This is a genomic window from Streptomyces sioyaensis, assembly GCF_004122735.1.
Lineage (GTDB): Bacteria > Actinomycetota > Actinomycetes > Streptomycetales > Streptomycetaceae > Streptomyces > Streptomyces sioyaensis.
The window spans coordinates 27,224-48,189 of sequence record NZ_SDIF01000025.1 but is presented as its reverse complement, the minus strand read 5'-3'; the positions used below and the strand labels follow the sequence as shown (position 1 = coordinate 48,189).

At 73.1% G+C, this 20,966-nt stretch carries 15 protein-coding genes; 3 read left to right on the top strand and 12 right to left on the bottom strand.

The genetic code is table 11. The features are described from left to right. Positions 1-335: 335 nt before the first annotated feature. The 9 genes from EST54_RS11905 to EST54_RS11865 form a co-directional block, all read right to left on the bottom strand. Positions 336-1,523: a pseudouridine synthase gene (locus EST54_RS11905; protein WP_129247585.1), complete on the bottom strand. Its 1,188-nt coding sequence runs from the start codon at positions 1,521-1,523 to the stop codon at positions 336-338. After that, positions 1,523-2,239 (bottom strand): SMC-Scp complex subunit ScpB, encoded by a 717-nt coding sequence (gene scpB / locus EST54_RS11900; RefSeq protein ID WP_174857431.1) that lies wholly within the window; start codon positions 2,237-2,239, stop codon positions 1,523-1,525. The genes EST54_RS11905 and scpB overlap by 1 nt, the downstream gene beginning before the upstream one ends. Continuing rightward, on the bottom strand, positions 2,236-3,405 hold the full coding sequence (locus tag EST54_RS11895) for a segregation and condensation protein A (protein WP_129247584.1): 1,170 nt from the start codon (positions 3,403-3,405) through the stop codon (positions 2,236-2,238). The genes scpB and EST54_RS11895 overlap by 4 nt, the downstream gene beginning before the upstream one ends. Positions 3,406-3,498: 93 nt before the next feature. Next, positions 3,499-4,161, bottom strand: coding sequence for a hypothetical protein (locus EST54_RS11890; protein WP_129247583.1), 663 nt, complete (start codon positions 4,159-4,161; stop codon positions 3,499-3,501). Further along, positions 4,146-5,162, bottom strand: a complete 1,017-nt coding sequence (locus EST54_RS11885; protein ID WP_030078562.1) for a ParA family protein — start codon at positions 5,160-5,162, stop codon at positions 4,146-4,148. The genes EST54_RS11890 and EST54_RS11885 overlap by 16 nt, the downstream gene beginning before the upstream one ends. 489 nt (positions 5,163-5,651) lie before the next feature. Next, on the bottom strand, positions 5,652-6,767 hold the full coding sequence (gene ald, locus EST54_RS11880; RefSeq protein WP_093488518.1) for an alanine dehydrogenase: 1,116 nt from the start codon (positions 6,765-6,767) through the stop codon (positions 5,652-5,654). A 168-nt stretch (positions 6,768-6,935) separates the two neighbouring features. Beyond that, positions 6,936-9,068, bottom strand: coding sequence for a tetratricopeptide repeat protein (locus tag EST54_RS11875; RefSeq protein ID WP_129247582.1), 2,133 nt, complete (start codon positions 9,066-9,068; stop codon positions 6,936-6,938). A 175-nt stretch (positions 9,069-9,243) separates the two neighbouring features. Further along, on the bottom strand, positions 9,244-9,870 hold the full coding sequence (locus EST54_RS11870) for an NUDIX domain-containing protein (protein WP_129247581.1): 627 nt from the start codon (positions 9,868-9,870) through the stop codon (positions 9,244-9,246). A gap of 97 nt (positions 9,871-9,967) precedes the next feature. Continuing rightward, positions 9,968-11,623, bottom strand: a complete 1,656-nt coding sequence (locus tag EST54_RS11865) for a CTP synthase (protein ID WP_129247580.1) — start codon at positions 11,621-11,623, stop codon at positions 9,968-9,970. A 432-nt stretch (positions 11,624-12,055) separates the two neighbouring features. Between EST54_RS11865 and EST54_RS11860 the strand changes: the two genes are divergently transcribed. Further along, positions 12,056-13,897, top strand: coding sequence for a glycoside hydrolase family 15 protein (locus EST54_RS11860; RefSeq protein ID WP_129247579.1), 1,842 nt, complete (start codon positions 12,056-12,058; stop codon positions 13,895-13,897). Between the two features lie 74 nt (positions 13,898-13,971). Here the strand turns inward: EST54_RS11860 and EST54_RS11855 are convergent, their stop codons facing one another. After that, a complete protein-coding gene (locus EST54_RS11855) occupies positions 13,972-15,159 on the bottom strand; it encodes a beta-1,3-glucanase family protein (protein ID WP_129247578.1) in 1,188 nt (395 codons plus the stop codon). Positions 15,160-15,409: 250 nt separating this feature from the next. On the opposite strand from EST54_RS11855, the gene EST54_RS11850 reads away from it, so the two are divergent. Together EST54_RS11850 and EST54_RS11845 are read left to right on the top strand one after the other, a co-directional pair. Beyond that, complete coding sequence (locus EST54_RS11850) at positions 15,410-16,471, top strand: LacI family DNA-binding transcriptional regulator (protein ID WP_129247577.1); 1,062 nt, start codon at positions 15,410-15,412, stop codon at positions 16,469-16,471. Between the two features lie 172 nt (positions 16,472-16,643). Next, positions 16,644-18,272, top strand: a complete 1,629-nt coding sequence (locus EST54_RS11845) for a PucR family transcriptional regulator (protein ID WP_129247576.1) — start codon at positions 16,644-16,646, stop codon at positions 18,270-18,272. Positions 18,273-18,309: 37 nt separating this feature from the next. Here EST54_RS11845 and EST54_RS11840 read toward each other — a convergent pair whose 3' ends face one another. Further along, a complete protein-coding gene (locus tag EST54_RS11840) occupies positions 18,310-19,473 on the bottom strand; it encodes a glycosyltransferase family 4 protein (protein ID WP_129247575.1) in 1,164 nt (387 codons plus the stop codon). Positions 19,474-20,098: 625 nt separating this feature from the next. After that, on the bottom strand, positions 20,099-20,809 hold the full coding sequence (locus EST54_RS11835; protein WP_239012306.1) for a hypothetical protein: 711 nt from the start codon (positions 20,807-20,809) through the stop codon (positions 20,099-20,101). Positions 20,810-20,966 lie beyond the last annotated feature (157 nt).

Genomic DNA, 20,966 nt, shown 5'->3' with positions numbered 1-20,966 from the left:
TTCTGTACGACCCATAAGACGCACCCGACCAGCCACGTCCACCCCCACCGGCCTACTTCCCACCCCTCCAACGGGAGGGGACGGGCCGGAGGGGCAGGGGTGTGGGACGTAAAGCGAAGCAGTCCCACACCCCTGCCCCGGAGGCCCGTCACCGCACCCGACAACGCGCCGCCCGCCGCAGGCGCAACGGCGAGCAACAACCACGGCGGGAAAGCCGACAACGTGGGCCGAGGCAAAGCGCAGCGGAGGGGCGCAACGGCGCGCGCACCGCGCAGCGGGCGACAAACGGCGAGCAACACCCACGGCGGGTAAGCCGACAACGTGGGAAGCAAAAGCTAAAGCTCAACCTCACGCATCAGCATGCCGACCTCCGTGTTGGTCATCCGGCGCAGCCAGCCCGACTTCTGGTCGCCCAGTGCGATCGGGCCGAAGGCCGTCCGTACCAGCTTGTCGACCGGGAAGCCGGCCTCGGCCAGCATGCGGCGCACGATGTGCTTGCGGCCCTCGTGGAGGCTCACCTCGACGAGGTAGTTCTTGCCGGTGTTCTCCACGACCCGGAAGTGGTCGGCGCGGGCGTACCCGTCCTCCAGCTGGATGCCGTCCTTGAGCTGCTTGCCCAGGTCGCGCGGGAGCGGGCCCTGGATCGCGGCCAGGTAGGTCTTCTTGACGCCGTAGCGCGGGTGCGTCAGGCGGTGGGCCAGCTCGCCGTGGTTGGTGAGCAGGATGATGCCCTCGGTCTCGGTGTCCAGCCGGCCGACGTGGAACAGCCGCGTCTCGCGGTTGGTGACGTAGTCGCCCAGGCACTGGCGGCCGTCCGGGTCCTCCATCGTGGAGACGACGCCGGCCGGCTTGTTCAGCGCGAAGAAGAGGTACGACTGGGTGGCGACCGTCAGGCCGTCGACCTTGATCTCGTCCTTCTCCGGGTCGACCCGGACGCCCTGCTCCATGACGATCCGGCCGTTGACCTCGACCCGCGCCTGGTCGATCAGCTCCTCGCACGCCCGGCGCGAGCCCATGCCGGCCCTGGCCAGCACCTTCTGCAGCCGCTCGCCCTCCTGGTCACCGAAGGTCTTGGGGGTCTTGACCTGCGGCTTGTTGTGGCGGGCGCGGTTGCGCTCCTCCACCTGGGCGTCGTACTCACGGGGCCGCGCGGGCGCCTGGCCCCGGCCGCGCTGCGGACCACCCTTGGCGCCCGGCCGTGCCCCCTTGGACGCGGCGCCGGTACGGGGGCCGCCCTTGGCGCCGCCGCGGGCCGCCGCGCCCCGGCTGCCGCCGCTCTTGGCGCCTCCGCTCTTGGCTCCGCCGCCCGCACGCTCGTCCTTGCGGCCCGAGGAGCCGCCGCCGGGACCACCGGTGCCGCCGGATCCGCCCACGTCGTAGCGGCGCTCCTCGGGACGAGGGCGGCCCGCGCGCTGCTGCTTGTCGTCCCTCTTTCCCCCAGCCTTCGGCTGGGAGGTGCCCCCACCCGCGCCGCGGGAGTTGCCGCGCCCGCTGTCCCTGCTGTTCCTGCCGCTGCTTCGCATCAATGATCCGTCTGAGAGTCGCCGCTGTCGTCTACGTCGAACGACGGGATACCTTCCGGGGAGTCGCCCTCGACCGCGTCCGCCTCCGGGAGGAACGGTGCCAGCTCAGGGAGCTCGTCCAGGCCGCGCAGGCCCATCCGCTCCAGAAAGTAATTCGTCGTCCTGTACAGGATCGCACCTGTTTCAGGTTCCGTCCCCGCCTCCTCCACCAGGCCGCGCTGGAGGAGCGTGCGCATCACACCGTCACAGTTCACGCCGCGTACGGCCGAGACACGGGAACGGCTGACCGGCTGACGGTACGCGACCACGGCCAGAGTCTCCAATGCGGCCTGGGTGAGCCGGGCCTGCTGGCCGTCCAGGACGAAGCTCTCCACCGCGTCCGCGTACGCGGCGCGGGAGTAGAAGCGCCAGCCGCCGGCCACCAGCCGCAGATCGAATCCGCGGCCCTGGCGGGTGTAGTCGTCGGACAGCTCGCGCAGCGCCAGCGCGACCGCGCGGCGGGGCCGCTGCAGCACTCTGGCCAGGTGCTCCTCGGTCGCGGGCTCGTCGACGACCATGAGGACGGCCTCCAGCGCGGGCTTCAGCTCCAGCCCGTCGACGCCCAGTGCCCCGGCCGGCGCCCCGGTCCGCTCCCCGGCGCCGCCGCCGGCCCCGGACCGCGTGCCTGCCCCGGCCTCCGTGACGTCGTACGCCTCACCACCGGCCACACCGCTCATGCCTGCTCCTCCTCCGCCTGCTCCGCGGGCTCCTCCCCGGCGGCCTGCGGCCCCGGCTCCCGGTCGAACTCATCCGTGACCTGGGGCGCGGCCCCCTCGGCGCCCGTCCAGCGGACCGTCAGCTCGCCCAGGGCCTCCTCCTGCTCCAGGGCCACCACCCGCTCCCGGTAGAGCTCCAGCAGGGCCAGGAAGCGCGCCACGACGGTGAGGGTGTCCGGGGCGTCGGCGACCAGCTTCGCGAAGCTGGCCTCGCCCGCCTCGCGCAGCCACGCCATCACCACCTCGGCCTGCTCGCGCACGCTGACCAACGGCGCGTGGATGTGGTCGACGTAGACCTGCGGTCTGGCCTTGGGCTGCATCGCCTTCACCGCGAGCCTGGCGAAGCCCTCCGCGCCGATGCTGATGACGACCTCGGGCAGCAGCTCGGCGAGGTGCGGCTCCAGCCCGACCGTACGGGGATACCGCCGGCTCTCGTCCGCCAGCCGGCCGCTGAAGATGTCCGCGATCCGCTTGTAGGCGCGGTACTGCAGAAGCCGGGCGAAGAGCAGGTCACGGGCCTCCAGGAGCGCGAGGTCCGCCTCGTCCTCCACTTCGGCCGCGGGCAGCAGCCGGGCCGCCTTCAGGTCCAGCAGGGTCGCCGCGACGACCAGGAACTCGGTGGTCTGGTCCAGGTCCCAGTCCGGTCCCATGGCGCGGATGTGCGCCATGAAGTCGTCGGTGACCTTCGACAGGGCGACCTCGGTGACGTCCAGTTTGTGCTTGGAGATCAGCTGGAGCAGGAGGTCGAAGGGGCCCTCGAAGTTGTCCAGCCGGAGGGTGAAGGTGCCCTCGCCGCCGCCGTCGCCCTCTGGGGGCGCGGCCACGGCGGCATCGGTCTCCGGGGACTCCTCCCCCGGAACGGCCGCCGGCTGCGGCACGTCAACGGCCTCGGGCCCGTCCGCCGGGTCGAGTGCCTGGGGCTCGTCCGCCGCGTCGTGTGCCCCGGACCCGGCCGCCGGGTCCCCTGCCGGGGGCTGCCCCGGCGCCCCGACGGCCCCGGACTCCTCCGGCGTCTCGGGCGTCTCGGGCGGCTGTGGCGCCACCGAGTCCGCGGCTGCCTCGGCCGCCCCGCGCCCGAGAGGTCTGCGGGCGCGGGGCCTGGGGGCATCGTCGTGGGTCGTCGGCATCGCGGTCCATGCTGCTGTGGTCCCGTGCCGGGGGCGACGGGCTGGTCACGGGCGGGACACCCCGCCGAGGAGGCAGGCTATCCCGTCTCCGCCCTAACGCCCGCGCAGCCGCCGCACCAAGATGCTGGCGTCGCCGCGCGACTCCAGGTCGGCCAGGACGACGGCGACCGCCTCGCGGACGATCCGGCCGCGGTCGACGGCGAGGCCGTGCTCACCGCGCAGCACCAGCCGGGCATGTTCGAGGTCCATGAGCTCCTCGGCGGAGACATAGACGGTGATCTTCTCGTCGTGCCGTTCGCGGCCGCTGGGGCGGCGGTTGGCACCGCGGCCACCGCGCCGCCGGCCCTGACCGCCGGCCTGCTGCGCGGCCGCGGCCGCCGCGTCGGAACCGGCCTGGCCGGCCTGGCCCGCCTGGCTCCGGTGGGACTTGGCCGCCTCGCCGTCCGCCTCACGGCCGGTGTGCTCGGCCGGGGAGCCGACGGCGGGAACCCGCGGCGGGGTGGCCGGTCCGCCGTCGCCGGCGGTGGCTGCCGGGGTGTCAGCCCCGGTTCCGGGCCGACGGGTGCGGACCGCGGTGGCCGCCTCCGGCCCGTCCGCCGCCGGATCGGGTTCGCCGGCCGGTGCGGGCACCCGGGGCGCCTCGCCGGGCGCCGCCGAGCCGTTCGCCTGCCGACGGGGGCTGGAGGGCTGCAGCCCCCCTCCCCCGGTGGTACGGAACAGTTCGTCGGCTCCCGGCAGACTCACTCGGCGTGACACCGGGCGAGCACCTCCCTGGCGAGCTGGCGATAGGCGGCGGCGCCGACGGAGTTGGAGGCGTAGGTGGTGATCGGCTCGCCCGCGACGGTGGTCTCGGGGAAGCGGACCGTACGACCGATGACGGTGTGGTAGACGTGATCGTCGAACGCCTCGACGACGCGGGCCAGGACCTCGCGGCTGTGCACGGTGCGCGAGTCGTACATCGTCGCCAGGATGCCGTCCAGCTCCAGCTCGGGGTTGAGCCGCTCCTGGACCTTCTCGATCGTCTCGGTGAGCAGCGCGACACCGCGCAGCGCGAAGAACTCGCACTCCAGCGGCACGATGACCTTGTGAGCCGCCGTCAGCGCGTTGACGGTGAGCAGGCCGAGGGAGGGCTGGCAGTCGATGACGATGTAGTCGTAGTCGGCCAGCAGCGGCTTCAGCGCACGCTGCAGGGTCGACTCACGCGCGACCTCGCTGACCAACTGCACCTCTGCCGCTGACAAATCGATATTGCTGGGCAGCAGGTCCATGTTGGGGACCGCGGTCTTCAGGAGCACCTCGTCGGCCGACATCCCCCGCTCCATGAGCAGGTTGTAGACCGTCAGGTCGAGCTCCATCGGGTTGACGCCGAGTCCGACCGACAGGGCACCCTGCGGGTCGAAGTCGACGAGCAGCACCCGTCGTCCGTATTCGGCGAGTGCGGCACCCAGGTTGATGGTCGAGGTGGTCTTGCCGACCCCGCCCTTCTGGTTGCACATCGCGATGATTTTGGCCGGGCCGTGGTCCGACAGCGGTCCGGGAATGGGGAAATAGGGAAGCGGGCGTCCGGTCGGGCCGACGCGTTCGCGGCGCTGTCGCGCGGCGTCCGGCGCGAGCGTCGCGGCGTATTCGGGGTCCGGCTCGTACTCCGCGTCCGGATCGTAGAAGTGCCCCTGGGGCAGGTCGTCGTAGTCGGCGAGACGGGCGGGTTCTCCACTGCCCCGGTCGCCGGCCATGGCGTTCACGTGATGGCCGTCCATGCTCTGGTGGGCTGTCGTGGAAATGCTCTGGTGGGCTGCGTGGGTGTGGCCCGCAACGGAGCCGACAGCCTCGCGCCCCGAGGGACCCTGGCCCCGTGCAACCACTCCTGGTTGACCACCTCCGGGAGAAAATGTCGACTCATTCACAAGTCGTCTTACCTCCTTGGATGTGACCAGGAAACTTTATCGATAGGTCAGCGTGGCACCATGCCGACGGTTGGCGACTCTATGGCGTGTCGGGCGTCCGCAGCAACACAATCCACCGGACCCGGCACGATGTGTCGGTAACCGGACCCCCCGATGTCAAGGGCGCAGGCGGTATCGCACCGATGTTTTGGGGGTGCGCGAATCGGTTAAAGGGTTACGTTCGCGGCGAGTTGAGGGTACGCGTTCCGGAACACATGATTCCGCTGCTCGGACATGCGACCGGCCGGGCCCTGTGGACAGGACCCGGCCGGATGCTCAGCGTTGACGCGTGTCGTTGACGCCTCAGCCGAGGAGCGTGCGCAGCTCGATGTGCTCCAGGCCGTGGGCCTCGGCGACGGGCTGGTAAACCACCTTGCCGTCGTGCGCGTTCAGGCCCTTGGCCAGCGCCGGGTCACGGCGCAGCGCCTCGACCCAGCCGCGGTTCGCCAGCTCCACGATGTAGGGCAGCGTGGCGTTGGTGAGCGCGTGGGTGGAGGTGTTCGGCACCGCGCCGGGCATGTTGGCGACGCAGTAGAAGACCGAGTTGTGGACCGGGAAGGTCGGCTCGGCGTGCGTGGTGGGACGGGAGTCCTCGAAGCAGCCGCCCTGGTCGATCGCGATGTCGACAAGAACACTTCCGGGCTTCATCTTCGCGACGAGCTCGTTGGTGACCAGCTTGGGGGCCTTGGCGCCGGGGATCAGGACGGCACCGACGACGAGGTCGGCGTCGACGACGGCCTTCTCCAGCTCGTAGGCGTTGGAGACGATCGTCTGCACCTTGGTGCCGAAGATCTTGTCGGCCTCGCGGAGCTTGTTGATGTCCTTGTCGAGCAGGGTGACGTGGAAGCCGAGGCCCACGGCGATCTGCAGCGCGTTCCAGCCGGAGACGCCACCGCCGATGATGACGGCCTTGCCCGCGTGGACACCGGGGACGCCACCGGGCAGCACACCGCGGCCGCCGGCCTGGCGCATCAGGTGGTAGGCACCGACCTGCGGGGCGATACGGCCCGCGACCTCGGACATCGGGGCCAGCAGCGGCAGCTGGCGGCCGGCCGTCTCGACGGTCTCGTAGGCGATGGCGGTGGTGCCGGACTCCAGCAGCGCGTCCGTGCACTCCTTGGACGCGGCGAGGTGCAGGTAGGTGAAGAGCGTCTGGTCCTTGCGGAGCCGGTGGTACTCCTCCGCAATCGGCTCCTTGACCTTCAGCAGCAGGTCGGCGGCGCCCCAGACCTCATCGGCGGTGTCGAGGATGCTGGCGCCGGCGGCGACGTACTCCTCGTTCGTGATGGACGACCCGAGACCGGCGTCCTTCTCGATGACGACCTGGTGGCCGTGGCGGACGAGTTCGTTGACTCCGGCGGGCGTGATGGCCACGCGGAACTCGTTGTTCTTGACCTCGCGGGGGATGCCGACCTTCACGTCGATCACGGTCCTTGAAAGAGAGGGTGCAGGAGGAATTATCCCCTCATGCGCTGCATGACGGAACTGACCGCGCCGAACGCGGCCCCGCCAGTCTATTGAAGGAGCTCTTCTTGTCTAGCCTTGCAAAGCAATAATCTTTCGGAGTAGCACTACCGATTTCGTAGGTCACTCGGGGTAATCGTCGAGGAGTCGCTCTCCCACGGAACGATGGAGCCGTGCCGCCGCGGGATCGCCGAGCCGATCGAGGGTGTCCGCGATCCGCAGCTGCAGGGCCGCCTCCAGCCGTCCGTCGCCCGCCTTACGGGCGACGTCGAGGGCTTCGAGGCAGGTCCGCAGGGCCTCCTCGGGCCGTCCCGCGTACTCCTGCACCCGGGCCATCTCACCGGTCGCCCGCGCCTGCCCGGACACCTCACCGAGCCGGCGGTACGTCCTGGCGGCCGCCCGCCACGAGGTGAGCGCCTCGCCCCATCGGCCCGCGTAGGTGTGTGCGCTGCCGATCCGGCCGTACAGCCGCGCCGCGTCGGCGCCCTCGCCGCGGGCCAGCCGCAGCTCCAGCGCCCGGCCGTACCAGTCGGCGGCCCGCTGCCAGTCGCCCAGCTCGGTGTACGTCCCGCCCAGGGACTCCAGCGCCCGGCCGGTGGCCACCGGGTCCGGCACCGAGCGGGCCGCCTCCAGCGCGCCCCGGTAACGGGTGAGCGCCTGCGCGCTGCGGCCCGCCCGGCCGTCCAGGTCGGCGAGGTTGAGCAGCGCGGCGGCCCGCTCGCGGGCCAGCCCCCGCCGTTCGGCGACCTGGAGGACGAGCCCGTGCAGCGCGTAGAGGTCCGGCGCGGCGGCCTCGGGGCCCTGGTGCACGAGCAGCGTGCGGGTCAGCGCGGCCATCAACCGCCGGTCCAGGGTGTCGAGTTCACCGTCCGCGACGGCGATGGCGGCGGCGTCGAGGAGCGCCACCCGACGGCTGCGCAGCCAGTGCGCGGCCGTGCCCTTCGAGGTGAAGCGCAGCGAGCGCGGCAGACCGGCGACCTTCTGCCGGGCGGGTGAGTCGGCCGGCTCGCCCATCGCACGGCAGGACTGCAGCAGCCGTACGGTCCGCTCCAGCATCCGGGCGCGGGCGAGTTCGAGCTCCGCCGGGCGCTCGTGCTCCCGGAGCAGGGCGCGCACCAGCGGATCGAGGCAGCCGGGCAAGCGGTAGCGGGGGTGCGCGGCGGCGTCGGGCGTACCGGCGCCCGCCACCCCGTCGTCCGCTGCGGCGAGCGGCCGCAGCAGGCCGAGCGCGGCGAAGTCGTCCAGTGTCGTGGCGGCCGCGGCCACCGAGCAGCCGGCCAGCGCGGAGGCGATGTGGGCGTCCACGAGGCCGGCCGGCGCCAGGGTGAGCAGCCGCAGTATCCGGGCGGCGGGCGCCGGCAGCGCGTCATGGGCGAGCCGGAAGGCGCGGAACAGCGGGCGGGCGCCGGTGGGCAGGTCCTCGGGCAGCGGGACGGCGTGCAGCGCCTGGCACAGATCGGCGACCGAGGACATCGGGCGGGCGGCGAGCCAGGCACCGGCCAGCACCAGCGCGGCGGGCTGGCCGCCGCACTCCTCCGCGACGCTGTCGGCGGTCCGGGGGTCGACGGTGATCCGGGTCGGTCCGGCGTAGCGGGTGAGGATCTCGACGCCGGCCGCGCTGTCCAGCCCGCCCAGGGTGCACGGCCGGACGTCCGGGATTCCGGTCAGCGGCCCCTGGGAGACCACCACGACCAGGCAGTCCGGGGCATCCGGGAGCAGCGGTTCGACCTGTTCCGCGCCGGGGGCGTCGTCCAGGAAGAGCAGGGCACGGCGCCCGGCGAGCGCCCCGCGCAGCTGCTCGGTCAGCTCGTCCTCGGCGGCGCCCGGCGGGGCACCGGCACCCAGGGCGGCCAGCAGCTCACGTGCGGTACGGCCGGTGTCGGCCGGTTCGCCGCCCGGTCCGGTCAGCGTGGCCCGCAGCACCCCGTCGGGGTGCTCGCCGGCCAGCTCGCGCAGCAGCTCCTCGGCCAGGGCCGTACGGCCGGATCCGGGGCGGCCGGCGATCAGCAGCACCCGGCTGCGGGCGCCCTTGCGGCCGGAGAGGGTGTCCAGGCCGGCGCGGGCGATATCGGCGTGCAGCTCCTTGAGCTCACGGCGGCGCCCGGCGAAGTGCACAGGGGCGGGCGCGGGGACGGCCGGGTGGTGGGCGCCTCCGTCCGGGCGGGACCGCGGGGCCGGCCTGCCGGCTGCCGTCGCGGCGGGCGCCTCCCCCGTCTCCGGCAGGAGGGGTCCCCCGCCCACCGCCTGGTCCGTCACCGGTCACGCTCCCGTCCACCTGCGCGTACGAGTCCGCCGCTGGGGCGCGGACGGCACGCCGTCGAGCGTAGTTCACGGCCCGTCACGTCCGGTGCGGAGCAGGGCGGTTGAGTCACCCGATCGGATCGGCGGATCATCCGACAGACCTGTGGTGCGGCGCCGGCGTCCCGGCGGCTCAGGCCTCGAAGGGGCGGGCCGGCCACGGCGCGTCGGCCGGCCGGAGCGCGTCCAGGCCGGGGCCGCTCTGGGCCGCGGTGAGCGCGAGCACGCCGACGACGAGGCAGTTGTTGTGCAGCTCACCGGCGAGCGCCCCGCGCACCAGCTCCTCCTGCGGGACCCGCGCCAGCTCCATGTCGGCCTCCTCCTCGGAGACCTCGAACCGCTCCCCCTCCGCCTCGGACAGCTCGCGGGCGAGGAAGATCCGCACGGCCTCGTCGCAGCCGCCGGGCGTGGTGTAGACGTCGGTCAGCACCCGCCAGTCCGCGGCCTTGACGTGCGCCTCCTCGTACAGCTCGCGCTGCGCGGCGTGCAGCGGGTTCTCGCCGGGGACGTCGAGCAGCCCGGCGGGGATCTCCCACAGCTTCTGGCGTACGGGGTGGCGGTACTGGCGCAGCACCAGCACCCGGCCCGCGTCGTCGAGCGCGACGACGGCCACGGAACCGGGGTGGACCTGGTAGTCGCGCGAGACGGTGGACCCGTCCGGCATGACGACCTGGTCGGTGCGCACGCTGGTCTTGTTTCCGGTGAACGGCGTCGTGGTCGCGGTGACCGTCCACTCCTCGGGGGTGTCCTTGATCGCCATGGCGCGTCCTCCTGTAGGTGCCTCTATCACGCAGAAACCGGGGTACGGCCTCGAAGAACGAGGCCGTACCCCGGCAACCGTATCCGTCGGCGCGCGGCTACTTCGCGGCACCCGTCTTGCGCGCGACCGCGGCCTTCACCAGCCCGGCGAAGAGCGGGTGCGGGCGGGTCGGGCGGGAGCGCAGCTCGGGGTGCGCCTGGGTGGCGACGAGGTAGGGGTGCACCTCGCGCGGGTACTCGACGTACTCGACGAGCTTGTTGTCCGGGGAGGTGCCGGAGAACTGCAGCCCGGCCTTCTTCTCCAGCTCACCGCGGTAGGCGTTGTTGACCTCGTAGCGGTGGCGGTGGCGCTCCTCGACGTAGGGCTGGTCGTCGTAGACCTCGCGGACGATCGAGCCCTCGGCGAGCTTGGCCGGGTACATGCCCAGCCGCATCGTGCCGCCCATATCGCCCTCACCTGCGACGATGTCCATCTGCTCGGCCATCGTGGAGATGACCGGGTCGGCCGCGGCCGGGTCGAACTCGGTGGAGTTCGCGCCCTCGATGCCGGCGAGGTTACGGGCCGCCTCGATGACCACGCACTGCAGGCCGAGGCACAGGCCGAGCAGCGGGAGCTTGTTCTCCCGGGCGTAGGTGATCGCGCCGACCTTGCCGTCCACACCGCGGTCGCCGAAGCCGCCGGGGATGCAGACCGCGTCACAGTCCGCGAGCTGCTCGGCGGCGCCGGCCGGGGTCTTGCAGTCGTCGGAGGTGACCCACTTCACCTTCACCCGGGCCTTGTTCGCGAAGCCGCCGGCCCGCAGCGCCTCGGTGACCGAGAGATAGGCGTCCGGCAGGTCGATGTACTTGCCGACCAGCGCGACCCTGACCTCGTGGTCGGGGTTGTGGACGCGGTCGAGCAGGTCCTCCCACTGGGTCCAGTTCACATCGCGGAACGGGAGGTCCAGCTTCCGTACGACATAGGCGTCCAGGCCCTCGGTGTGCAGCACCTTGGGGATGTCGTAGATCGACGGGGCGTCGATCGCGGCCACGACCGCGGCCTCGTCGACGTCGCACATCAGCGAGATCTTGCGCTTGATCGCGGTGGGGACCTCGCGGTCGGCGCGCAGCACGATCGCGTCGGGCTGGATACCGATGTTGCGCAGCGCCGCGACCGAGTGCTGGGTCGGCTTGGTCTTCAGCTCACCGGACGGACCGATGTAGGGGAGCAGCGAGATGTGCACGACGAAGACGTTGTCCCGGCCGACCTCGTGGCGGACCTGGCGGACGGTCTCCAGGAACGGCAGCGACTCGATGTCGCCGACGGTGCCGCCGACCTCGGTGATGACGACGTCGACGTCCTCGGTCGCCATCCGCCGGATGCGGTGCTTGATCTCGTTGGTGATGTGCGGGATGACCTGCACGGTGTCACCGAGGTACTCGCCGCGCCGCTCCTTGGCGATCACGGTGCTGTAGACCTGGCCGGTGGTGACGTTCGCGGAGCCGTCGAGGTCGACGTCGAGGAACCGCTCGTAGTGGCCGATGTCCAGGTCGGTCTCGGCGCCGTCATTGGTGACGAAGACCTCACCGTGCTGGAACGGGTTCATCGTTCCCGGGTCGACGTTCAGATACGGGTCGAGCTTCTGCATCGTGACCCGCAGGCCGCGCGCCTTCAGGAGAGCACCCAGGCTGGAGGCGGTGAGCCCCTTGCCCAGCGAGGAGGCGACGCCCCCGGTGACGAAGAGGTGCTTGGTCGTCGAGGATTTGGGCGGCATGGCCAAGAGGGGGCTCCCGTGGTCGCGAGGTGGAGAGGTGCGAGGCGGCGCCGGCCTGGGGTTTCAGGGGTGCCCTCGCTGCGGTTCGGGGGTGCCTTCACCACTGCCGTGACGTCCTGGGCGTCCCACCGGTCCACGGGGTACCAGGCTATCAGCGACCGGGCATGGTCGTGCCCGGCCGGAGGCGGAAACCCCGCGCGGGCGGCCGTGCTGCCTCCGGCACGTGACGGAGGCCACCCGTTCGGACCACTTCTCTCGTCGCGAGGGTCGCGCGGAGCACCGGGGTGCGTCGTATCCTGCTCGGACACTCGCTACGAGCCGTCCGGGAAGGCACCACCCTCCCCCAGCTACCGCTGGGCGGTGCCCCAGCCCGATTTCCGGTCCCGCTGCTCGGCGACGTTTCATGGGCAGGACGGACAATCACAACGTCCCATGGGGGGCGTGACTCCAGTTCGACGGGAGACGCACGTGGCCGGGCGCATCGAGGACTACGCACTTATCGGCGATATGCAAACCGCCGCTCTAGTGTGCCGGGACGGCACGGTGGACTGGCTGTGCCTGCCCCGCTTCGACTCGCCGGCGGTCTTTGCCGGGCTGCTGGGTACGGAGGAGCACGGTTTCTGGCGGATGGGCCCGGTCAACGGGCCCGGCGGTCGGCCGGCGCCCGCCGACCGCCGGCGCTACCGGGGCGATTCGCTGGTCCTGGAATCGGAGTGGGACACCCCGCGCGGCACGGTCCGGGTGATCGACTTCATGCCGCCGCGCGATGGCGCTCCGCAGCTGATCCGCATCGTGGAGGGGGTCAGCGGCCGCGTCCCGATGCGCTCCGAACTGCGGATGCGCTTCTCCTACGGCTGGGTCGTGCCGTGGGTGCACAAGGTGGACAGCCGTACCGTCGCGGTCGCGGGCCCCGATTCGGTGTGGCTGGACACCGCGGCGGAGACCTACGGCAAGGACCTGACCACGTTCTCCGACTTCACCGTCGCGCCCGGTGAGCGGATCGCGTTCACGATCAGCTGGGAGCCCTCGCACAAGGAGCCGCCGGCCGTGGCGGACCCGGAGGGGTCGCTGGAGGCCACCGAGGAGTTCTGGCGCGAGTGGGTCGAGCACTGTACGTATCACGGTCCTTACCGGGATGCGGTGGTGCGCTCGCTGATCACGCTCAAGGCGCTGACGTACGCGCCGACCGGCGGGATCGTGGCGGCGCCGACGACCTCGCTGCCGGAGTGCGTGGGCGGCGTGCGCAACTGGGACTACCGCTTCACCTGGCTGCGGGACGCGGCGATCACCCTGTCCTCCCTGCTGCGCACCGGCTACCGCGAAGAGGCGCGGGCCTGGCGGGAGTGGCTGCTGCGGGCGGTGGCCGGCGATCCGGAGAACCTGCAGATCATGTACGGCATCGCCGGTGAGCGGGAGTTGGGCGAGAACGAGCTGCACTGGCTTCCGGGGTACGAGAATTCCCGTCCGGTGCGGGTCGGCAACGGCGCCGCCGGACAGCTCCAGCTCGATGTCTACGGCGAGGTCACCGAGGCGCTGCACCTGGCGCACATGACGGGCCTGGCCCGCAACGACTACGCCTCGCTGCTCCAGCTCAAGCTGATCCAGTGGGTGGAGAAGCACTGGGACGAGCCGGACGAGGGCATCTGGGAGGTCCGCGGCCCGCGCCGGCACTTCGTGCACTCCAAGGTCATGACCTGGGTCGCGGTCGACCGTACGGTCAAGCTGATCGAGTCCGGGGACGTCGACGGACCGCTGGAGCGCTGGAAGGACCTGCGCGAGACCATCCACCGGGACGTCTGCGAGAAGGGCTACGACAAGGAACGCAACACCTTCACCCAGTCCTACGGCTCGCAGGAGCTGGACGCCTCGCTGCTGCTGATCCCGCAGATGGGCTTTCTGCCGCCGGACGACAAGCGCGTCATCGGCACCATCGAGGCGATCCAGCGGGAGCTGTCCACCGAGGACGGCTTCGTGCTGCGCTACCCGACGTCCGGTGCGGACGATCTCGGGGTGGACGGCCTGGAGGGAGAGGAAGGCGCCTTCCTCGCGTGCTCGTTCTGGCTCGCCGACGACCTCGCGATGATCGGCCGGGTGGACGAGGCCCGCAAGCTCTTCGAGAAGCTGCTCTCGCTCCGCAACGACCTGGGCCTGCTGGCGGAGGAGTGGGACCCCAAGGCCAAGCGGCAGGTGGGCAACTTCCCGCAGGCGTTCAGCCATGTCCCGCTGATCGACACGGCGCTGCGGCTGACGGCGAGCGGGGCGTACGGCGGTTAGCCCCGCCCTTCGGCGGGGCTAACCGCCCGGAGTTCTGTGGTGTCACTCGGTTTTCGGGTGGCACGCTCTCCTTGTCAGAAGGGGGTCAGGGTGAGGGTGATCTCCGTCGGGGCGGGGTCCTCTATGTAGGAGGCGAAGCCGGCGACGTCGTCGAAGGCGAAGCCGTAGGCCTTGCCGTCGCGGGTCGCGGCGTGCATGGCCTTGGCGTAGTGGTTGGTCAGCCGCTGCCGGTAGAAGGCGGCCGGGTCGGTGGTGGGCTGGCTCGCGTGTCCGGCGAGGGTGGAGCGGTTGAGGGCGGCGCCCAGGACGGCGGCGACCGGGCCGAGGACCCCGTCGTTGGGGGCGGCCAGGGTGCCGTCGCAGAACAGGACGTCGCGGGTGGACGGCTTGCCGAAGGAGACCGTGCGGGGGCCGGTGAAGGTGAGGGTGCCGCCGCGGGTCCGGCCGGTGAAGGTGCCGGCGTCGGTGGTGACGGTCAGGTCCTTGTTCTCGTAGGCGGACCAGGCCTCGTCGATGGCCGGGGCGAGGTGGTCGCCGGCGAACAGGCCGCTGTCCAGGCCGTGTCCGGGGGCGATGACGCGCTTGTCGTCGATCACCAGCCGTTCGAAGCCCTCGGCCTGTCGGACCGCGGAGAAGACCGCGGCGCGGCCGCCGTCCTTGAGCGTGCCGGTGGTCTGCTGCCGGGCGCCGGTGAGCGTGATGGCGAGCGGGACGCTGAACATGTCGACCATGGTGGTGTTGCAGTACATCCCGCCGGCGTGGAAGGTGAACTCGGCGCAGTCGTGCACGACGCCGTAGTTGGGGTCGCCGGAGACCCAGCCCGCCGGGTAGGCGAGGGCGGCCTTGCCGTTGCCGTCCTGGACCGCCTTGAACTTCAGCTTGCCGCCCAGCGCGGTGTAGATCCGGCCGGACATCGGGGGGAGCCGGAGGGTCGTGGTGCCGCTCGCGGCGAGCGGGATGGCGTAGTCGGTGAAACCGTCCGGCCCGTTGTCGGCCAGGGCGACGGGCCGGAGTTCGCCGTCCGGGGTCACATGCACCTGCCGGGTGCCGTCGTTGCCGACGAGGTAGACCCACACCGAGGAGTTGGCGAAGGCGCCGGAACGGTTGACGAGGTGCAGGGGGATGCTTGCGGCGGACGGGGCGGACCGGCCGGATGCGCCGGTCCTGGCGGGGGCGCCGAGGGCCCGGCCGGCCCGGGCGAGGCCGAGGGTGGCGGCGGCGCCGGCGGTGAGCCCGCCGAGCAGACGGCGACGGGTGATCATGAGACCACTCCTGGGCGGATATGCATGCTCATGACATTCTCTCCTCGGTGCAGTGGGGGTGGTGAGGAGTTCCGTGGGGCGGGAGCGCAGGGGGAGTTCCGTGGCCGGTGCCCGCCACTCGGCGGCCGGGCATGGTGCAGCGTGCGAGCCCCGCGTGAGAGCCCGGGTGAGAGCGCTCTCACCTCCCGCGCAGTGAACCCTGCCGACCCGACCGCCACTCGTCAAGTCACCGCGTGATAAAAGGAGTTGGATGAGGTCTCAGCCGAACGGCCCCCGACCGACGCTGGAGGCGGTCGCGGCGCTCGCCGGGGTCTCCCGCGCCACGGCGTCCCGCGTGATCAACGGCGGCGCCGGGGTACGGCCCGCGGTCCAGGAGCGGGTGCACCGGGCGGTGGCCGAGCTGGGCTACGTACCGAACAGCGCGGCCCGCTCGCTGGTCACCCGCCGCACCGGAGCGGTCGCCGTGATCATCGCCGAGCCGGAGAGCCGGGTCTTCAGCGATCCGTTCTTCGGACGCCAACTCCGCGGCATCAGCCGGGCGCTGGCCCGTGCCGACACCCAGCTTCTGCTGATGTTCGTCGAGGGCCGCGCCGACTACGACCGCATCGGCCGCTGGCTGTCGGCCGGGCACGTCGACGGGGCGCTGATGTTCTCCCTGCACCGCGACGACCCGCTGCCCGCCCTCGCCGAGCGCGCCGGACTGCCCACCGTCTACGGCGGCCGGCCCGACTGGGCGGGCGCCGGCCGCACACCGCCGCCGCTGTACGTCGACACCGACAACCGCGGCGGCGCCCGCCAGGCCGTACGCCATCTCCTCGGCCGTGGCCGGCGCCGGATCGCGGTGATCACCGGACCCCTGGACCAGGCCTCGGCGGTGGACCGTCTCGACGGCTACCGCGACGCGCTGGGCCCGGCGGAGCCGGATCCACGGCTGATCGCGGACGGGGGGTTCACCGCGCACGGCGGCGAGCGGGCGATGGCCGAACTCCTTCGGGCCGCACCGGACCTGGACGCCGTCTTCGCCTGCTCCGATCTGATGGCGAACGGGGCGCTGCGCACGCTGCGGGCGCACGGGCGGCGGGTGCCGGACGAGGTGGCGGTGGTGGGCTTCGACGATCTGGAGCCGGCGGCCTGGGCGGATCCGCCGCTGACGACAGTGCGGCAGGACGTGGAGGAGATGGGGCGACTGATGGCCCAGTTGCTGCTGCGGCTGCTGGACCGGCAGCAGGCGGACCCGGCGGAGGGGCCGGACCCGGCGGCGCCGGCGCCGATCATCACCGAGGCACGGCTGGTGGTGCGGGAGTCGACGTGAGGGGCGGGGGCGGCGGCGGGAGGGGCTCGGCCGCGGCGAGCCCGGTGGCAGGACAGCCTCGGCCACGGCGTCGCCCGCGGCCGGGCCGGGACACCGCGACCCGCCACCACACCCCCGCGCCGATCCGGACCGAGCGCCTCCGGATAGCGGACTGCGGGTACCGTTCCTGGCCATGGGGCCGGAAGCGAAGATGGAGACCGAGATCACGGTGCGCAGGGCGCTGGAGCTGCCCGCGCTGCGCCGCGGCCTGCCGGAGGTGCTGGCCGGCGGGGACCGGCTGGACCGTGCGGTGCGCTGGGTGCATGCGGGCGAGGTCCCGCACATCGCCTCGCTGCTCAAGGGCGGCGAGCTGCTGCTGACCACCGGCCTGGGGCTGGGTGCCCGGCCCTCCGAGCAGCGCGCCTTCATCCGTAAGCTCGCGGACCGCGAGATCGCCGCACTCGTCGTGGAGCTGGGTTCCCGGTTCGCCTCGCTGCCCGCCGCCCTGGTCGACGCCGCACGGGACTGCGGACTGCCGCTGATCCAGCTGCACCGTGAGGTCCCGTACGTCACGGTCACCGAGGCGATCCACACCGAGATCATCAACAGCCACTATGCGATGCTGCGGCGCGCCGACGAGGTCCTGCGGCGCTGCACCGATGTGCTGCTGCGCGGCGGCGGCGCACCGGAGGTGCTGCGGCTGCTGGCCGGCTTCACCGGCAACCCGCTCTGTCTGGAGGCCCCCGACGGCAGCCCGCTGTACGCGGCCGGGCCGGAGGGCGACGACGGCCCCGCGGACGCCGATCCGCTGCTGGCCTGGGAGGGGCTGCGCGACACCGGCGTACGCATCGACGTCCCCGGCGGCGGCCACGGCCCCGACGCGGTCCGTGCCCGTCTCGTCCTGCTGCCCGTCAACACCCCGCTGGCTCCGGTGCACCGCATCGCCGCCGAGCGCGCCGCCGATCTCCTCGCCGTCGTCATGCTCCAGTCCCGTCAGGAGGAGGTGCTCGCCGCCCGGGGCCGCGGCGACTTCCTCGCCGATCTGGCGGAGGGCCGGATCACCGCGGCCGAGGCGCCCGCCCAGGCCCGCCTGCTGGGCTTCCGCCCCGGTACGGAACCCGTCCTCCCGGTGGTGATGCGGCTGCCGGCCGGCCTCCCCTCCCCCGGCAGCTGGGCGCTGCTCGCCCAGGCCCTGCGCGAGGAACTCGCCGCGCCCGGAGTGCCGGTGCTCCTCGGCGTACGCCCCGTGGAGAGCCGGGTCCCGGTGCTCGTCGCGCTGCGCGCGGGCCAGGACCGTGCGGTGCTCGCCGACCGGATCGCCGAGGCGCTGCACGCCGGGGTCGTCCGCGCCGGCCTGGACCGGCCGGCCGCGCACCGCCCGGTGATCGTCGTCGGCACACCGGGCGACTGGGCGGCCGCGGGCCCCGGGCTGCGGCACGCGGCCCAGGCGGCGGCCGCGGCCCAGGGCCTGCCGGCGGCGCCCTGGTACGACGCGCGCCGGCTGGACATCGAGCTGCTGCTGTGGCGGATGCGCGAACACGGCGAGCAGGGCGTCCTCACCGACTTCGTGGAGCGCGCCATCGGGCCGCTGCTCGCGCACGACCGGGGCGCCCGCCAGCCGCTGCTGCCGACGCTGGAGGCCTATCTGGCCAGCGCGGGCCGCAAGGCCGAGACCGCCCGCGATCTGAAGGTGAACCGGCAGACGCTGTACGACCGGCTGGCCCGCATCGCCCAGCTGCTGGGCACGGACCTGGACGATCCGCAGACGGTGCTGGGGCTGCGGCTGGCCCTGCGCGCCAGACGGCATACGGACAAGGGGTGACGAGCCGGTCGCTCCGGGCCAGGGGCGCCGGCCCTGGCTACACCGGCTGTACCGGCTGGGCCAACTCGTCGTAGACGCTGAGGACCTGGGCGACGGTGTCGTTCTCGCTGGGCCAGCCGGCCGCCTGGGCCCGGCCCGCCTCGGCGAGCGCCGCCCGCCGTGCGGGGTCGGCGAGCAGCCCGAGAACCGTACGGGCCAGGGCGGCGGCATCCCCGTAAGGGACCAGTTCCGCGGCCCGGCCGACCAGTTCGCGGGTGCCGCCGGTGTCGGTGGCGACCAGCGGCACCCCGGCGCGCAGCGCCTCCTGGGCGATCAGCGAGCGCGCCTCCCATCTGCTGGGCAGCACCACCAGGTCCGCCGCGGCGAGGAGTTCGGGGACGTCGTCGCGGCGGCCGAGCAGCTGGACGGGCAGCCGCTCGGTGTCGATCCGGCGCTGCAGCACGGCCCGCTGCTCGCCCTCCCCCGCGATGGCGACCAGCGGCTGCGGATCGAGCGAGCACCAGGCGTGTGCCGCGTCCAGCAGCAGGTCATGGCCCTGGCTCGGGTCGAGACGGCCGACCGCGAGCAGCAACGGGCGGTCCACCGCGCCCAGCTCGGCCCGCTCCTTGTGGCGCATCCGGTCCTGGTCCTCGGGCTCGGCCGGGGCACCATCGGACCGGGGCGCCGGAATGGCGACCGGCGCCAGCCGGGCATCGCGCGCACCCCGCTCGCGGGCCCGGTCCACCAGATCCGAGCAGGCGCCCAGGACGACGGCGGCGGCCCGCGCCACCCGCCGCTCCATCAGATGCACCAGCCCGGCCCGCGCGCCCTCGGTGTGTGCCTTGGTGTGCCAGGTGATGACCAGGGGGACCCGCCCGCCGCCCCGGGGGCCGCGCAGCCCGCGCAACGCCATCGAGGCCCGCATCCCGGCCCGCAGGCCGTGCGCATGGACGAGATCGGCGTCCCAGCAGGCGCTGCGCAGCAGGGCCACGCTCGCCGGGTCCATCCGCGGCGGGACGTGCACGAAGCGGGCGCCCGCACCCGCGAAGTCGTAGGCCTGCTCGGCCTCCGGCGTGGCACAGACGGTCACCCGCACCCCGCGCGCGACCAGCCCTTCGGCCAGCGAGCGGACATGCGCGGCGCTGCCGGCGCTGCCGTGCCCCAGCACCTGGACCGTGCGCAGCGGCGACAGCCCGTGCGCCGAGGTCGGGGTGCTGATCACGTGAACGGGGCTCCTGGGTCGGGGCGGGACGGACCGTACCGGCGGGCCGGGTCCGATGGCGGTGGGTGCTGTGGGTGGTGCCGGGTGCTGCGGCGCGCGACCCGCGACCGATCGCCGGCCCGTCCGCCCGCCCGGAGGACGGGCCGGACGCGGCGAGTCCGCCCGGGGTTGCGCACGCGCCCAGGATGCCAGCCCGGCGGCGTCAATTCGGCACCGTCGGCCCGCCGTTCCGGTGGGAAGTCTCACCCCAGCGCCCACCAGATCACCCACATGGGCGACAAACCGCCCGCGCGTGTTAACGGTCCGTAGGCCGTGCCCACTCTCCGGAGTGCGCCTGCCACCACCCCGAGGGGCGCGTGCGCCGTTGGCCGGGGCGCGTCCGGAGGTTGTCCTGATCCGGGCGTACGGGAGACGGGCCGCGGAGCACACCGCTACGCCCCTGACATCGCACCTCCACACCCACGACATCGCGGCCACTCCGGACATGCGTCACATACACCGTACGGATGCCCCGCACGGATGCCCCGCACGGATGCCTCGTACGGACGGCGATCCCGTAGGTACCCGTCCCCCGGAAGGGCGGCCTCCCGCCCCGGCCGGCCACCGCGGCCGTCCCGGGCGGGCCTCAGAGCGCCGCGGCCGCGCGGCTGATGCGGTCCCCCGCGGCCGCGACGGCGATCAGCCCCGCGGCGTGCGCGGCCAGTCCACGACGGCCGTTGCCCGTGACGACGGCGAGGCCGAGCGCGGCACCCAGGGCATGCGCGCCGGCGTCCCCGAGCATCGTGCGCTCCCCCAGGTCGTCGGCGGCGACGGCCGCCACGGCCCCCAGCGGCGCGGCGGACAGCGGGCCCGCCGGTCCACGGCGCAGCAGCCCGGGCGCCCCGAGGGCCAGGACCGCGCCGGCCGCGCGTCCCGGCCGGACGTCGAGGAGGTTGACCAGATGGGCCGAGCCCGCGATCACCACGCCCGCCAGCAGCTTGTCGGCCGGGCGTGGCTTCAGCAGCGCGCCCGCCGCGAGCCCGGCGGCACCGATCCCGAACAGCTTCACGGCGCCGCTGGTGACCTCGCCGTCCCGAAGCGCCGAGAGGTGTGCCCGGAATCCGCGGCGGGGGTCGCCGGCCCCGCACATGTCGTCGTAGACCCCGCAGCCCCCGGCGGCCAGCACCGCCAGCGCGGTGGCGGCCCGGGTCCGGGCGGACAGACCCGGGGCACCGGCGGCGGCGAGCGCGGTACCGGTGGCCGTCGCAAGTCCGGCATGCAACTGCACCGTCCGGCCCGCATGGTTCGTGCGCTCCCACCGGACGGCGCCGCCCGGCGGCCGCTTCCGCAGCGCCATGTAGGCGGCCCGGGTCGCCCCCGCCGCCGCGAGGAACGACGTGATCCGCCCCAGCGCCCCGCTGCCTGCCGCCGTCACCGCATCTCTCCCCTCGCCCGGCACCCTGCCGGGCTCAACTCCCGTCACCCTAGGGGGCGTCACGCATGACCGGCGTGCC

Coding starts and splice junctions, on each gene's coding strand:
- EST54_RS11905 (WP_129247585.1), bottom strand. CDS start 1,523: ATGCGAAGCAGCGGCAGGAACAGCAGGGACAGCGGGCGCGGCAACTCC.
- scpB (WP_174857431.1), bottom strand. CDS start 2,239: ATGAGCGGTGTGGCCGGTGGTGAGGCGTACGACGTCACGGAGGCCGGG.
- EST54_RS11895 (WP_129247584.1), bottom strand. CDS start 3,405: ATGCCGACGACCCACGACGATGCCCCCAGGCCCCGCGCCCGCAGACCT.
- EST54_RS11885 (WP_030078562.1), bottom strand. CDS start 5,162: ATGGACGGCCATCACGTGAACGCCATGGCCGGCGACCGGGGCAGTGGA.
- EST54_RS11870 (WP_129247581.1), bottom strand. CDS start 9,870: ATGGCGATCAAGGACACCCCCGAGGAGTGGACGGTCACCGCGACCACG.
- EST54_RS11865 (WP_129247580.1), bottom strand. CDS start 11,623: ATGCCGCCCAAATCCTCGACGACCAAGCACCTCTTCGTCACCGGGGGC.
- EST54_RS11860 (WP_129247579.1), top strand. CDS start 12,056: ATGGGGGGCGTGACTCCAGTTCGACGGGAGACGCACGTGGCCGGGCGC.
- EST54_RS11855 (WP_129247578.1), bottom strand. CDS start 15,159: ATGATCACCCGTCGCCGTCTGCTCGGCGGGCTCACCGCCGGCGCCGCC.
- EST54_RS11850 (WP_129247577.1), top strand. CDS start 15,410: ATGAGGTCTCAGCCGAACGGCCCCCGACCGACGCTGGAGGCGGTCGCG.
- EST54_RS11845 (WP_129247576.1), top strand. CDS start 16,644: ATGGGGCCGGAAGCGAAGATGGAGACCGAGATCACGGTGCGCAGGGCG.
- EST54_RS11835 (WP_239012306.1), bottom strand. CDS start 20,809: ATGGCGCTGCGGAAGCGGCCGCCGGGCGGCGCCGTCCGGTGGGAGCGC.